Source organism: Streptomyces sp. NPDC040410 (assembly GCF_055595715.1).
Genome location: NZ_JBVIVK010000012.1, coordinates 80804 through 94590 on the forward strand (window position 1 = coordinate 80804; position 13787 = coordinate 94590).

Below are 13787 nucleotides of genomic sequence, written 5' to 3' on the forward strand. Positions count from 1 at the left end.
CACTGCGCACAGGCCGGGACGATGACGTTGCCGGAGTCCGCGGGAGACCGGGTAGGTCCGCGCCGTCACCCTGGAGGGAAACCCAGAAGTGAGCTACAACCAGCCGGGCCCGTACGGCGGACAGCCCCAGCAGCCCGGACCGTACGGCCACCAGTTGCCCTACGCCCACGCCCCGTACGGCGGACAGCCCCAGCAGCCCGGACCGTACGGCCACCAGTTGCCCTACGCCCACGCCCCGTACGGCGGCGCGCCGATGCCTCCGGCCCCGCGTGGCGGCAAGTGGACAGGCCTCATCATCGGCGCGGTGGCGGTCATGGCGACGATCGCGGTCGGCGCTTACTTCGTGATAGGCGGCAGCGGCAGCGGTTCGGATATCGCGGACGACGGACCGCACAAGCTGACGACGCCTGCGACGCTGCTTTCCGAGTACAAGAGAGTGCAAAGCGACGTCTTCGACAAGAAGGACAAGCAGGAGGCGGCGAAGTACGGCGTCAAGAACGCCCATGGCGTGAACGCCAACTACGAGGCCGGGGACGTGGACCATCCGGGGACCCTGCGTACGCTCCAGCTCTCGGGCGCCTACGGCGAGATCGACGACCCCGAGGCGGTCATCGACGCCTTCTTCGACGAGATGAAGAAAAACGACACGGCGGATGACGGGAGCGACCTCGTCGGCAGCCCGAAGGCCTACACACCCGGTGAGCTCGATGGCGCGGTCCTCAAGTGCCAGGAGAACAGGCTCAAGGGCGCTTCTGTGGCTGAGGACTCCCCGGGTAAATCGAAAGACGTCAGCGTGCCGGTGTGCATCTGGGGCGACAACAGCACTCTGGGTGTCGTGATACACGTCGAAACGGCGAGAGCGACGCTCGGCATGCCCGTCGACATGGAATACGCGGCAGAGCAGACCGCCAGGGTCCGCAAGGAAGTCCGCGTCAGGATCTGAGACCGGAGCAGGGCCGGGGACGCGGTGGCTGACGCTCCGTTTCCAGGGTCCGGCGGCGGCACCCCCTGGGCGCCCTCGTACCGGCCAACTGAGACGGGTACTGAGACGGACGACCGGAAGGGCGGCACCCTCCGAGGGTGCCGCCCTTTGTTGTGCCTGGTCAAGGCAGTTGAGACCGTGGCGGGATTCGAACCCACGTAACTCGCTTTGCAGGCGAGCCCCTGAACCACTCGGGCACACGGTCAAGTCGGTGGAGCTCGGCACTCCGTTCCGAACTCCGTGAAACGACCGTACGGCGGGGCGGGGAGAGGGCTCAAGGGCGGCGCGGGGGCTGCAATGGGACTGCCATACGGCGTTCACAAAGGAGGTCGTGTCCCTCCTTGGTCGTACGACCAAGGTCTCAGGCGGAGGCAGACCACCGACAGGGGTCACAGTGGGTCTTGGCCCTTACGCTGGCGACCATGGCCGTCCTGGAACCCCGTGGCACCGATGTCGCGGACACCCCTGACCCGCGCTCGGACGCCGAGCGCGACGAGAGCGTGCTCGGTCGTTCGTATCGGGCGCTGAGCATCGGGATCGTCTCCGTCGTGCTGCTCATCGCGTTCGAGGCGACCGCCGTGGGGACGGCGATGCCGGTCGCGGCACGGGAGTTGGACGGGGTACCGCTGTACGCGTTCGCGTTCTCCGGGTACTTCACGACGAGCCTGTTCGGGATGGTGCTCTCCGGTCAGTGGTCGGACCGGCGAGGGCCACTAGGTGCGCTGACCACGGGCATCGCAGCCTTCGCCGCCGGACTGCTGCTCGCGGGGACCGCGACCGCGATGTGGCTGTTCATCGCCGGAAGGGCCGTGCAGGGGCTCGGCGGCGGTCTGGTGATCGTCGCGCTGTACGTCGTCGTCGGGCGCGCCTATCCGGAGCGGCTGCGACCGTCGATCATGGCGGCGTTCGCGGCGAGTTGGGTCGTTCCCTCGGTCGTCGGTCCGCTCGCGGCGGGCGCGGTGACCGAACACCTCGGCTGGCGCTGGGTGTTCATCGGGATCCCCGGGCTCGTGGTGTTCCCGCTGGCGCTGGCCCTGCCGCAGATACGGCGCCGGGCGTCCGGGGCCGTGGACGGCTGCGCCGAGGGCACCTCCTTCGGCCGGCGTCGTACTCGGCTGGCCCTCGGTATCTCCCTCGGCGCCGGGCTGCTCCAGTACGCCGCCCAGGACCTGCGGTGGCTGTCGCTGCTGCCCGCCGTCGCGGGGGCCGCGCTGCTCGTGCCGGCCGTGCTGGGGCTGCTGCCGCGCGGCACCTGGCGGGCGGCGCGCGGGCTGCCGTCGGTGGTGCTGCTGCGCGGTGTCGCCGCGGGCTCCTTCATCGCCGCCGAGTCCTTCGTGCCGCTGATGCTGGTCACCCAGCGGGGGCTGTCCCCGACGCTCGCCGGGTTCTCGCTCGCGGCCGGCGGGGGCACGTGGGCGCTGGGCTCATGGGTGCAGTCGCGGGCGCGGCTGGAGCCGTACCGGGAGCGCCTGATGGCGCTGGGCATGCTCCTGGTGGCCGGCGCGATCGCCGCCGCGCCGAGTGTGCTGATCGACTCCGTGCCCGCCTGGACCGTGGCCGTCGCCTGGGGCTTCGGCTGTTTCGGGATGGGCCTGGTGGTCTCCTCCACCAGCGTTCTTCTGCTGCAGCTCTCCGCGCCCGCGGAGGCCGGCTCCAACTCGGCCGCCCTGCAGATCTCCGACGGTCTCTCCAATGTGCTGCTGCTGGCTGCGGGCGGCGCGGCGTTCGCGGCCCTCGGCGGCGGCACCGTCACCCACGCGGCGACCGAAGCCTCCGGTTCGCATCCGGCCGCCTTCGTAGCGGTGTTCCTGCCGATGGCGGGGGTGGCGCTGGTGGGGGCTTGGGTGACGACGCGGCTGCGGGCGGAATCCCGGTGACACCGCGTGGTACCGCGCAGTACCGTCGAGGCATGGCTGGACTGAACCTGCGGTTCACGGACGAGGAACTCGACGCGCTGCGTGAGCGTGCGGCGGCGGAGGGCCGCAGCATGCAGGCCTTCGCGCACGACGCGGTGATCGCGGCCGTAAACGAACACTCGCGGCTGTTCGACGAGGCCGCCGAGCATGTGCTGAAGGCCAGCGCCGAGCTGAACCGGAGGCTCGCCTGATGCACCACCTCACGCTGCCCGAGCTGCTGAACCTCGCTCAGCGGCTCGGGGCGGACGAGGTACGCGACTACGGGCTGCTGGACTCGGCCCTCGCACGTCCACAGTCGAGCGTTTTCGGGCAGGACGCCTATCCGGACGTGTGGCAGAAAGCCGCGGCACTGATGGAGTCCCTGGCCCGCAATCACGCCCTCGTCGACGGCAACAAGCGCATCGCCTGGTACGCGACCTGGGTCTTTCTGCACCTGAACGGTCACCCACTGGACCCGGGTTTCGACGTCGACGAGGCCGAGCGGTTCGTGCTGGACGGCTGCCAGGGCGCCTTGGACGTACCCAAGATCGCAACCCGGTTGCCGCGCTTCGCACGCTGACTCGGCGCCGCACGCGCTCTGTGACGTGGGTCCCACCCGTGGGCCGCACAGCCTCGTCCGTGCCTTGGCGGCGGCGGGCCGCCGGTAGGGTGGCCCGGTTGTCATACCCAGCCGAGCCGCCCGCCCGTCACCCACCGCCCTGCCCGACGCGCTGCGCGCGGCCCCTTTGATTCGACCCCCAAACGGAGACCGTGACTACCACCGCCGCCTCCTCCACCTCACACTCCCACCACCTCTCTCCCGCCTTCCCCGGCCGTGCCCCCTGGGGCACCGCCAGCAAGCTGCGTGCCTGGCAGCAGGGTGCGATGGAGAAGTACGTCCAGGAGCAGCCGCGTGACTTCCTCGCGGTCGCGACGCCCGGCGCCGGGAAGACGACCTTCGCGCTGACGCTCGCCTCCTGGCTGCTGCACCACCACGTCGTGCAGCAGGTGACCGTGGTCGCGCCGACCGAGCACCTGAAGAAGCAGTGGGCCGAGGCGGCCGGCCGGATAGGCATCCGGCTGGACCCCGAGTACAGCGCGGGTCCGCTCGGCAAGGCGTACCAGGGCGTCGCCGTCACGTACGCGGGTGTGGGGGTGCGGCCCATGCTGCACCGCAACCGGGTCGAGCAGCGCAAGACCCTGGTGATTCTCGACGAGATCCATCACGCCGGTGACTCGAAGTCGTGGGGCGAGGCCTGCCTGGAGGCCTTCGAGCCCGCCACCCGGCGCCTCGCGCTCACCGGTACGCCGTTCCGGTCCGACACCAACCCCATCCCCTTCGTGACGTACGAGGAAGGGAACGACGGGATCCGGCGGTCCGCCGCCGACTACACCTACGGGTACGGGAACGCGCTGGCCGACCACGTCGTCCGGCCTGTCATCTTCCTGTCCTACAGCGGCAACATGCGGTGGCGGACCAAGGCCGGCGACGAGATCGCCGCCCGGCTCGGCGAGCCCATGACCAAGGACGCCGTCAGCCAGGCCTGGCGCACCGCCCTCGACCCGCGCGGCGAGTGGATGCCGAGCGTGCTGCGCGCCGCCGACCAGCGGCTGACCGAGGTCCGCAAGGGCATCCCGGACGCCGGCGCGCTCGTCATCGCCTCGGACCAGGACTCGGCCCGGGCGTACGCCAAGCTCATCCGTGAGATCACCGGCCACAGGGCGACCCTCGTCCTGTCCGACGACGCCGGCGCGTCCGACCGGATCGACGAGTTCAGCAGCAGCAACGACCGCTGGATGGTCGCCGTCCGCATGGTCTCCGAGGGCGTGGACGTGCCCCGGCTGGCGGTGGGCGTGTACGCCACCACGATCTCGACCCCCCTGTTCTTCGCGCAGGCCGTCGGCCGATTCGTGCGGTCCCGGCGGCGCGGGGAGACCGCCTCCGTCTTCCTGCCGACCGTTCCCGACCTGCTGACCTTCGCGAACGAGATGGAGGTCGAGCGGGACCACGCCCTCGACAAGCCGAGGAAGGAGGGCGAGGAGGACCCGTACGCCGAGTCCGAGAAGGAGATGGAGGAGGCGAACAAGGAACAGGACGAGGACACCGGCGAGCAGGAGCAGTTCGCCTTCGAGGCCCTGGAGTCCGAGGCCGTCTTCGACCGCGTCCTCTACGACGGCGCCGAGTTCGGCATGCAGGCCCGCCCGGGAAGCGAGGAGGAGCAGGACTACCTCGGGATTCCGGGGCTCCTCGAGCCCGACCAGGTCCAGCTGCTGCTGCAGAAGCGGCAGGCCCGGCAGATCGCGCACAGCCGCAAGAAGCCGGACACCGAGGCCGACCTGCTCGAACTGCCGGCCGAGCGCCGGCCGGTGGTCACGCACAAGGAGCTGATGGAGCTGCGCAAGCAGCTCAACACGATGGTCGGCGCGTACGTCCACCAGAGCGGCAAGCCGCACGGGGTCATCCACACCGAGCTGCGGCGCGTGTGCGGGGGCCCGCCGAGCGCCGAGGCCACGGCCGGGCAGCTGCGGCAGCGGATCGCGAAGGTGCAGGAGTGGGCCACGCGCATGCGGTGACGGTTGTTACCCGGAGTAATGAACCGCGCGTATGCCGTACATACAGGGGCAAACGGAGCGAGTCCGCGCTGAGTGCTGCCCGGATTCTGGACGGAGCCTTCCGCTCAGCGAACCTGCTTCGCTACTGTCCCGCTACGCACACGCCCCGTGGCAGCGCCGCCGCGGAGCGCAGCCGTGAAGCGACGCGGTCCGGACAAGGCCGGGCCGCCAGCCGATCGGCGGCCTCTGACGCGCGTCACTGACGGGACTCCGTGACGCAACCGCCGCGGCGGAGGCTGCCGACCTCACCACTAAGGAGTGGGCGTCGTGACCGCGGAGACCTCTCAGACGCTCGACCGGGGACTGCGCGTCCTCAAGCTGCTCGCCGATACGGACCACGGGCTGACCGTCACCGAGCTTTCCCACAAACTGGGCGTGAACCGGACCGTTGTGTACCGGTTGCTCGCCACACTGGAACAACATGCCCTCGTACGGCGTGACCTGGGCGGACGTGCCCGGGTCGGGCTCGGCGTGCTGGGGCTCGGCCGCCAGGTGCACCCTCTGGTACGTGAGGCGGCGCTGCCCGCGCTCAGGTCTCTCGCCGAGGACATAGGGGCGACCGCTCACCTGACGCTGGTGGACGGGGCGGACGCGCTCGCCGTGGCCGTCGTGGAGCCGTCGTGGACGGACTACCACGTGGCATACCGGGCCGGGTTCCGGCATTCACTGGACCGGGGGGCCGCGGGCAGGGCGATCCTCTCCGCCCGGCAGAAGCCGCCGCAGGACCCCGGCTACACGCTGACGCACGGTGAGCTGGAGGCGGGAGCGAGCGGGGCGGCCGCGCCGCTGCTCGGTGTCGCGGGTGTCGAGGGCAGCGTCGGTGTCGTGATGCTGGCGGACGCCGTGCCGGAGCGGGTGGGGCCGAGGGTCGTCGACGCCGCGCGGGAGGTCGCCGAGGCGCTGCGCTGAAGCGGCCGGCCCCGCAGGAGCTCGACCGGCCGGGGATGAACGGACCGGCCCCGGGCCGGCCGTCATCGCCACGTTAGATTGATCCCGTGCTCTCTCGCCTCACACGCCCCCAGGCCGTCGCCGTCTGCGCCCTGCCCGTCGTGGCCCTGCTCGCCACGGCGGCGTTCGTGCCGCTGCCGTTCTCGCTGGCGCAGCCCGGCATCACGGCGAACGTCCTCGGCGAGAACAAGGGCACCCCGGTGATCACCATCTCCGGCGCGCCGGCCCGCAAGACGAGCGGGCAGCTGCGGATGACGACCATCGAGGCGACCAGCCCCGACGCGCACGTGGCGCTCGGCGACGTGATCGACGCCTGGTTCGCCACGGACCAGGCGGTCATGCCGCGTGACTCGGTCTACCCGAGCGGCCAGACCACCAAGGAGATCGAGCGGCACAACACCGAGCAGATGAAGCAGTCCCAGGACGCCGCCACCGAGGCCGCGCTGAACTATCTCGGCCTCAGCGACGAGAACGTCAAGGTCACGCTGAAGCTCGCCGACGTCGGCGGCCCCAGCGCCGGACTCCTGTTCACCCTCGGCATCATCGACAAACTGGACGGCGACGGCAGCGGCGGCGACCTGACGGGCGGCCGCACCATCGCCGGTACGGGCACGATCGACGCCGACGGAAGGGTCGGCGCGGTCGGGGGCGTGGCGTTGAAGACGCAGGCCGCGCGGCGGGACGGGGCGACGGTGTTCCTGGTGCCGAAGGCCGAGTGCGACGACGCCGAGTCCGAACTGCCCAAGGGACTGCGGCTGATCCCGGTGACGACTCTGAAGAGCGCGGTGAACTCACTGGTGGCGCTGGAGCAGGGGAAGGGTTCCGTACCGAGCTGCTAGGACTGTCCGGCCGATCACGGCGGAGACGCGGGGTGTGGCACGCACATCTGCCGCGTTGTTGGCGGTTTCCGACCCTCCGCGTCGACGCCCTCCTCCGCCTTCCAGCTGCACGCATCACACCCCGCTCACCGGAACCGACAGGGCGCCGCCGCCTTCCTCCGCCGTGATGGCCCGGACAGGTCCCAGGCCTGTCCGGCCGGTCATGCCGCGGACGTGGGGTCCGGCGCGCCACTCTCGGGCTGGTTCCACCGCGCGAGCCACGGCTTCGGAACGACGGCGAGGCAGGCCGACCGCGCGTCACATCCCCGCCCCCAGCCCCCGTGGCCGCAGCAGCAGTTGGGCCAGTGAGGCGAGCCAGTCCAGCAGCAGGGCCAGGGCCGCGGTGAGGATCGAGCCGAGGGCGAGTACCGGCATCCGGTCGGTGGTGATGCCGGTCGCGATCAGTTCACCGAGGCCGCCGCCTCCGCCGAACGCCGCAAGGGTCGCCGTACCGACGTCGAGGACCAGGGCCGTTCGGACGCCCGCCAGGATCAGTGGGACGGCGAGCGGCAGTTCGACCCGTGTCAGCACCTCCCGCGGGGACATGCCGATGCCGCGGGCGGTCTCCAGCAGCGTGGGGTCGTTCGCCTCCAGGCCCGCGACGGTGTTCGACAGCACCGGCAGGACGGCATAGATGATCATGGCGATCAGGGCGGCCCTCCTTCCGGTGCCCAGCCAGATCACCAGCAGGCCGAGGAGTCCGATCGCCGGGGCCGTCCGGCCCAGGCGGGCGAGGGTCATCACCGCCGGGGTCGCCTTCCGGAACGTCCCGCGGGTGAGCACGATGCCCAGCGGGATCGCGAAGGCGAGCACGAAGAAGGTGGAGATCAGGGTCAGTGCGACGTGCTGCCACAGCGCCTCGGCCACCCGGCCGTTCGACAGCGCACGCTCGGCGACCGGGTCCAGATCGGCCTGCCGGAACCACAGCCAGGTCGCGAGCAGCAACGCCACCAGCAAAGCGGGCAGGAAGGTCAGCTTCTGCCAGGTGACACGTCGTTCGGGTGGAGCCGGCGGCGGGGCTTCGCCGTCTTCCAGTTCCTCTCGTTCCCTCTGCCACTCGGGAGTGCTCACTCCTTCTCCCCTCCGCTCTCGCCCTCCTGCTCGGCGTGGGTCTGGGCGGCCCGCATGTCCTCCAGCGCGTGCCGCGCCTCCATCGCCTCCAGCCGGTCGGCCTCCAGCAGCTCGTGCACCGAGTTCATGAGCGTCTCCACGTCGACGACCCCGGCGTACTCGCCGCGCCTCCCGGTCACCGCGACCCGCCCCGCACTGTCGGTCAGCACCGCCTCCAGGGCGTCCCGCAGGGTCGCGTCCCGGGTGACCGTGTCGTTCACCAGCGTCCCGGCCCGGGCCAGCGAGCCCTTGGCGCGCATCAGGTCGCCCCGTCTGAGCCACTTGTAGGGGCGCCCGCGCTGGTCGAGCAGCAGGATCTCCTTCGTCCCGCTGGTCCGGAGCTTGTTGAAGATCTCCTGCAGCGGGTCGTCGACCGTCAGCGTCGGATATGCGGGGATCTCCACCTCCCGTACGCGGGTCAGGCTCAGCCGCTTCAGCGCGGCCCCGGCGCCGATGAAACCGGACACGAAGTCGTCGGCCGGGTTGGTGAGAATGGCCTCCGGGGTGTCGAACTGCGCGATGTGCGAGCGTTCGCGCAGCACGGCGATCCGGTCGCCCAGCCTGATCGCCTCGTCGAAGTCGTGGGTGACGAAGACGATCGTCTTGTGCAGTGCGCTCTGCAGCCTGATCAGCTCGTCCTGGAGGTGATCGCGGGTGATCGGGTCGACCGCGCCGAACGGCTCGTCCATCAGCAGTACCGGCGGATCCGCCGCCAACGCCCTCGCCAGGCCCACGCGTCGCTGCTGACCGCCGGAGAGCCGGCGCGGATAACGGCCCCACAGATCGCCGGGGTCGAGGCCGACCAGGTCGAGCGTCTCTTCCACCCGTGTCCTGATCCGCGCCTTCGGCCAGCCGGTCATCTCCGGGACGAGCGCGATGTTCTGGGCGACCGTCATATGCGGGAACAGACCGCTCGACCGGATCACGTACCCGACCCTCCGCCGCAGCTTCACCGGGTCCATGGCGCTGACATCGGCCCCGTCGACGCGGACGCGGCCGCCGCTCGGTTCGACCAGCCGGTTGATCATCTTGAGGATCGTGGACTTGCCGCATCCGGACGGGCCGACCAGGACGACGATCTTGCCTGCCTCGATGGTCAAGGTGACGTTGTCGACGGCGGGCTGCGGACTCCCGGGGTACCGCTTGGTCAGGTGCTCCAGCTCGACGGCCGCTCCGGTGGGGGGCCCGGTGCCGGGTCCGGTGGGGGGTCCGGTGCCAGGTCCCGTGGTGTCCTCAGACACGGATCCCCCTCGAAATCGTCAGCCGCCCGACCAGGACGTACACGCCGTCGAACAGCAGGGCCAGGACGACGATCCCGAGCGTGCCCGCGAGCACCTCGTTGAGCGCGTTCGCGCTGTCCGGGGAGGCGAGGCCGCGGAAGATCTCCTTGCCGAGTCCGGGGCCGGAGGCGTACGCGGCGATCGCCGCGATGCCCATCAGCATCCGCGTCGAGACCCGGATCCCGGTCAGGACCCGCGGCCACGCCAGCGGCAGCTCGACCCGCGCCAGCCGCATCGGCCGGGACATCCCGATGCCGTTCGCCGCCTCCACCAGCGCCGGGTCGACCCCGCGCAGGCCGGCGACAGAGGTGCGCACGATCGGCATCAGCCCGAACAGGGTGAGCGCGATCACCGTGGGCGGTGTGCCGAGTCCCACGACCGGGACGAGCAGACCGATCACGGCGAGCGACGGAACAGCCAGGACGCCCGACGAGGCCGTGGTCGCCAGGCGGCAGGCCCACTCGCTGCGACGGGTGACGAGGCCGATCAGCACGCCGAGCAGCGTCGCCGCGACGATGCACACGAAGACGACGGTCGCGTGCTGGTAGGCGTCCGTCAGCAGCTCTCGGTGGCGGTCGCCCAGGTACTCCCAGAAGCTCATATCCGCTCACCCCAGGTGCGAGGGCCTGACCGGCCGGTTCACTCCCGTCCGTCGCGGTCCTCCGCCGCCTGCTCCACCAGCGGGATGATCCGCAGCGGAACAGGGTTCTCCATCACGATCGCGGTGGCGGCCCGGACGATCCCATCAAAACCGACGACACGGTCGATGACGCGCTGGAGATCGGCGTTGGAGCGGGCCACGAGCCGGCACAGCATGTCCCCGCTGCCGGTGGTCGTGTGCAGTTCCAGCACCTCCGGCACGGTAGTCAAGTGGGCCCGGACGTCCGGCCCTTGCCCCTGCCGGATCTGCAGCGTCGCGAACGCGGTGACCGGATAGCCGAGCGCCGCCGGATCCACCTGGGGCCCGAACCCGCGGATGACGCCATTCGACTGAAGCCGGTCCAGGCGCGCCTGCACGGTTCCCCGGGCGACGCCCAGCCGCCGGGACATCTCCAGCACCCCGATGCGCGGCTCCCGCGCCAGCAACAGGATGATCCGCCCGTCCAGATGATCGATCGCCATGGCCCGCCTCCTGGTGGTCATCTTGTACAGAAAGCCCGTCGGATCGGGCATTGTGCTGCTCATGTTGTTCAGTCAACACGCAAACTATTGCGCACCTTGCGAGGCGGAGCGAGGCTTCGGCTATGACGCAGACCACTCACCACACTCCCGACACCGCCCGGCAGGCCGACCCCTTCCCGGTCAAGGGAATGGACGCGGTCGTCTTCGCCGTGGGCAACGCCAAGCAGGCGGCGCACTACTACTCCACCGCCTTCGGCATGAAGCTGGTCGCCTACTCCGGCCCGGAGACCGGCAGCCGTGAGACCGCCTCGTACGTGCTGGCCAACGGCTCGGCACGCTTCGTCCTCACCTCGGTCATCAAGCCGGTCACCCCCTGGGGCCACTTCCTCGCCCAGCACGTGGCCGAGCACGGCGACGGCGTCGTCGACCTGGCCATCGAGGTCCCGGACGCCCGCGCCGCCTACGCGTACGCGATCGAGCACGGGGCGCGCGCGGTGGCCGAGCCGTACGAACTGAAGGACGAGCACGGCACGGTCGTCCTCGCCGCGATCGCCACCTACGGCGAGACCCGTCACACCCTGGTCGAGCGGACGGGGTACGACGGCCCGTACCTCCCGGACTTCGTCGCGGCCGCCCCGATGGTCGAACCGCCCGCCCACCGCACCTTCCAGGCCATCGACCACTGCGTCGGCAATGTCGAACTCGGCCGTATGAACGAGTGGGTCGGCTTCTACAACAAGGTCATGGGCTTCACCAACATGAAGGAGTTCGTGGGCGACGACATCGCGACCGAGTACAGCGCCCTGATGTCGAAGGTCGTCGCCGACGGCACGCTCAAGGTCAAGTTCCCGATCAACGAGCCCGCCATCGCCAGGAAGAAGTCCCAGATCGACGAGTATCTGGAGTTCTACGGCGGCGCCGGCGTCCAGCACATCGCGCTCAACACCAACGACATCGTGCGGACGGTACGGACGATGCGGGCGGCCGGCGTGCAGTTCCTCGACACCCCCGACTCGTACTACGACACGCTGGGGGAGTGGGTGGGCGACACCCGGGTCCCCGTCGAGACGCTGCGCGAGCTGAAGATCCTCGCCGACCGCGACGAGGACGGCTATCTGCTGCAGATCTTCACCAAGCCCGTCCAGGACCGGCCGACCGTCTTCTTCGAGATCATCGAACGACACGGCTCCATGGGCTTCGGCAAGGGCAACTTCAAGGCCCTGTTCGAGGCGATCGAGCGGGAGCAGGCGAAGCGCGGCAATCTCTAGTGCCGCGTCAGCCAAGGTTTGCCCGTCAAGGAGCGGCGTCCGGTGCGTGCTCTCGGCGTGCCGGCCGGAAGTTCTCGTACTGGACGTACTCGGGCTTTCGGCCGGTGCGGCGAGAGGGCGTGCCGGGCGTCGCGACGGGGCGAACCTCGGCTGACGCGGCACTAGTGCCGCGGCGATCTCCGCCTGCAATCCCTAAAGCTCGTCGTCCGCGGGCGGGCCCTCTGCCGGGGGCTCGCCCAGCTCCGCCAGCGCCGCGCGAGCCCGGGGCGCCCACAGCGGTGAGAAGTACGGGTTGATCCGCAAGGCCTCCTGCAGATGCCGCCGCGCCGGCCCGTACTGCTCCAACACCCGTTCGATCATGCCCCGGTGGTAGGTGTACAAGGCGCTGCGCACCCCGCCCCCATGCACCTTGTCCGTGGCCGCCGTGGCGAACTTCAGCGCCTCCTCGTCCTGCCCGGCCCGGTGCAGCGCCCAGCCCAGCGCGTCGGCCACCGCGATCCCGGGCTGCCGCCGCCACTCCGCCCGCAGCCGCCGCACCGCGGCCTGCGCGTCGCCGTGGTCCGCCTCGAACTGCCCGAGGACCAACTCCTCGTCGACCCCGCCCGCGGCGGCGCTGCGCACCCGCTCCCGCAGCAGGTCGTACTGCACCCGCGCCGGCTGCCGCAGCCCCAGCGACTCGTACAGTTCGCCCAGCTCCAGCGCGTACTGAGGCAACGGCTGCTTCTCGAGCGCGACGCGGTACACGTTCAGCGCCTCCGTCGTCCGCCCCAGCGCCGCCAGCACCCTGGCCTGACCGGCCTGCGCGGCCCGCTGGTCGGGATCGGCGCGCACCGCCTCCCGGAAGTACCGCAGCGCGTCGTGCCGGTCGCCGCGCTCCCAGGCGAGCTGTCCGGCCCGCTCCAGCCATGCCGCCCGCTCGGCGGGCGCCTGAGCCGCCGCCGCAGCGTCGTACAGCGCGGCCGCCGCGTCCTCGCGCCGGCCACGGTCGCGGTAGACGGCCGCGGCCCGCGCCAGCACGTCCGGCGCGGAGCGCAGCTCCAGCAGCTTGCCGAGGGCCCGCTCGGTGGCTTTGTGATCGCCGAGCCCCGTGCAGGCGTCGATCAGCAGCGGATACGTCGTCCACCGCTTCGGGTCCAGCTTCCGGGCCGCCTCGGCCCACTTCCGCGCGGCGGGGAAGTCGCGGCGGGCGTTCGCCAGCGCCGCCATGCCGCCGAGCGCCTCCGCGTTCCCGTGCGCGCGCACCTTCAGCGACCTTCGCAGCGCCTGGTCGGCCTTCGGGTAGTACGCGGCGTCCGCGGTCCGCCGCCCCTGCTCCACATATGCCGCACCGAGCACCGCCCACGACAGCGCGTCCCCGGGGTGCGCCCGCAGGTGGGACTCACGCTCGTCGATCAGCACCGCAAGGCCGGGCAGCGCGGCGGGCACCCCGGCGGTCACCGCCGTCAGCGCCTGTGCACCGGCGGCAGGACCGGGCGCCCGGTCCCCCGTCCCGCCCCAGAGCAGCAGCGTCAGTGCCCCGCCGAGCACGGCGCACCCGGCGACCGAGGCGGTGATCAGACCCCGCCTGCCCCTCGGCCCGGGTGCGGGCGCGGGTGTGGGTGCGGGAGCCTCCTCGTGGTTCTCCATGGCGTTCACTGTGCGTCCGTACGACGACCTCCCCCTGGCATACGGCGGTCGGCGCAGACGGGGTT

The 13787-nt window shown here is 71.0% G+C and carries 13 protein-coding genes and 1 tRNA gene; 8 read left to right on the forward strand and 6 right to left on the reverse strand.

Annotated elements, in window-relative coordinates:
- Positions 1–88: 88 nt before the first annotated feature.
- A complete protein-coding gene (locus tag ACZ562_RS23570) occupies positions 89–943 on the forward strand; it encodes a hypothetical protein (RefSeq protein WP_471182412.1) in 855 nt (284 codons plus the stop codon).
- A 172-nt stretch (positions 944–1115) separates the two neighbouring features.
- Here the strand turns inward: ACZ562_RS23570 and ACZ562_RS23575 are convergent.
- Positions 1116–1187 (reverse strand) — tRNA-Cys (locus tag ACZ562_RS23575).
- 217 nt (positions 1188–1404) lie between these two features.
- Here ACZ562_RS23575 and ACZ562_RS23580 point away from each other — a divergent pair.
- The 6 genes from ACZ562_RS23580 to ACZ562_RS23605 all read left to right on the forward strand — a co-directional run bounded on the left by ACZ562_RS23580 (position 1405) and on the right by ACZ562_RS23605 (position 7277).
- Positions 1405–2859, forward strand: a complete 1455-nt coding sequence (locus ACZ562_RS23580; protein WP_471182414.1) for an MFS transporter — start codon at positions 1405–1407, stop codon at positions 2857–2859.
- A 32-nt stretch (positions 2860–2891) separates the two neighbouring features.
- Positions 2892–3089 (forward strand): hypothetical protein, encoded by a 198-nt coding sequence (locus tag ACZ562_RS23585; RefSeq protein WP_449349615.1) that lies wholly within the window; start codon positions 2892–2894, stop codon positions 3087–3089.
- Positions 3089–3457 (forward strand): type II toxin-antitoxin system death-on-curing family toxin, encoded by a 369-nt coding sequence (locus ACZ562_RS23590; protein ID WP_471182417.1) that lies wholly within the window; start codon positions 3089–3091, stop codon positions 3455–3457. Before ACZ562_RS23585 ends, ACZ562_RS23590 begins: the two co-directional genes overlap by 1 nt.
- 191 nt (positions 3458–3648) lie before the next feature.
- Complete coding sequence (locus ACZ562_RS23595) at positions 3649–5451, forward strand: DEAD/DEAH box helicase (protein WP_471182419.1); 1803 nt, start codon at positions 3649–3651, stop codon at positions 5449–5451.
- Positions 5452–5757: 306 nt separating this feature from the next.
- On the forward strand, positions 5758–6399 hold the full coding sequence (locus ACZ562_RS23600) for an IclR family transcriptional regulator (protein ID WP_471182421.1): 642 nt from the start codon (positions 5758–5760) through the stop codon (positions 6397–6399).
- An 86-nt stretch (positions 6400–6485) separates the two neighbouring features.
- A complete protein-coding gene (locus ACZ562_RS23605) occupies positions 6486–7277 on the forward strand; it encodes a S16 family serine protease (protein WP_471182423.1) in 792 nt (263 codons plus the stop codon).
- A gap of 297 nt (positions 7278–7574) precedes the next feature.
- Here ACZ562_RS23605 and ACZ562_RS23610 read toward each other — a convergent pair whose 3' ends face one another.
- The 4 genes from ACZ562_RS23610 to ACZ562_RS23625 are packed head-to-tail and all read right to left on the reverse strand — an operon-like array spanning position 7575 to position 10828.
- Positions 7575–8387 carry an ABC transporter permease gene (locus ACZ562_RS23610; protein WP_471182425.1) on the reverse strand — a complete coding sequence of 271 codons (813 nt, stop codon included), beginning with the start codon at positions 8385–8387 and terminating at the stop codon, positions 7575–7577.
- A complete protein-coding gene (locus tag ACZ562_RS23615; protein ID WP_471182428.1) occupies positions 8384–9667 on the reverse strand; it encodes an ABC transporter ATP-binding protein in 1284 nt (427 codons plus the stop codon). Before ACZ562_RS23615 ends, ACZ562_RS23610 begins: the two co-directional genes overlap by 4 nt.
- Complete coding sequence (locus ACZ562_RS23620; protein ID WP_471182430.1) at positions 9660–10307, reverse strand: ABC transporter permease; 648 nt, start codon at positions 10305–10307, stop codon at positions 9660–9662. The genes ACZ562_RS23615 and ACZ562_RS23620 overlap by 8 nt, the downstream gene beginning before the upstream one ends.
- Before the next feature lie 38 nt (positions 10308–10345).
- Positions 10346–10828 carry an Lrp/AsnC family transcriptional regulator gene (locus ACZ562_RS23625; protein ID WP_471182859.1) on the reverse strand — a complete coding sequence of 161 codons (483 nt, stop codon included), beginning with the start codon at positions 10826–10828 and terminating at the stop codon, positions 10346–10348.
- Between the two features lie 122 nt (positions 10829–10950).
- On the opposite strand from ACZ562_RS23625, the gene hppD reads away from it, so the two are divergent.
- A complete protein-coding gene (gene hppD, locus ACZ562_RS23630; RefSeq protein WP_471182433.1) occupies positions 10951–12096 on the forward strand; it encodes a 4-hydroxyphenylpyruvate dioxygenase in 1146 nt (381 codons plus the stop codon).
- A gap of 192 nt (positions 12097–12288) precedes the next feature.
- Here the strand turns inward: hppD and ACZ562_RS23635 are convergent, their stop codons facing one another.
- Positions 12289–13722 (reverse strand): tetratricopeptide repeat protein, encoded by a 1434-nt coding sequence (locus ACZ562_RS23635; protein WP_471182435.1) that lies wholly within the window; start codon positions 13720–13722, stop codon positions 12289–12291.
- Between the last annotated feature and the right edge of the window lie 65 nt (positions 13723–13787).

Coding starts and splice junctions, on each gene's coding strand:
- ACZ562_RS23590 (WP_471182417.1), top strand. CDS start 3,089: ATGCACCACCTCACGCTGCCCGAGCTGCTGAACCTCGCTCAGCGGCTC.
- ACZ562_RS23635 (WP_471182435.1), bottom strand. CDS start 13,722: ATGGAGAACCACGAGGAGGCTCCCGCACCCACACCCGCGCCCGCACCC.
- ACZ562_RS23585 (WP_449349615.1), top strand. CDS start 2,892: ATGGCTGGACTGAACCTGCGGTTCACGGACGAGGAACTCGACGCGCTG.
- ACZ562_RS23580 (WP_471182414.1), top strand. CDS start 1,405: ATGGCCGTCCTGGAACCCCGTGGCACCGATGTCGCGGACACCCCTGAC.
- ACZ562_RS23625 (WP_471182859.1), bottom strand. CDS start 10,828: ATGGCGATCGATCATCTGGACGGGCGGATCATCCTGTTGCTGGCGCGG.
- ACZ562_RS23620 (WP_471182430.1), bottom strand. CDS start 10,307: ATGAGCTTCTGGGAGTACCTGGGCGACCGCCACCGAGAGCTGCTGACG.
- hppD (WP_471182433.1), top strand. CDS start 10,951: ATGACGCAGACCACTCACCACACTCCCGACACCGCCCGGCAGGCCGAC.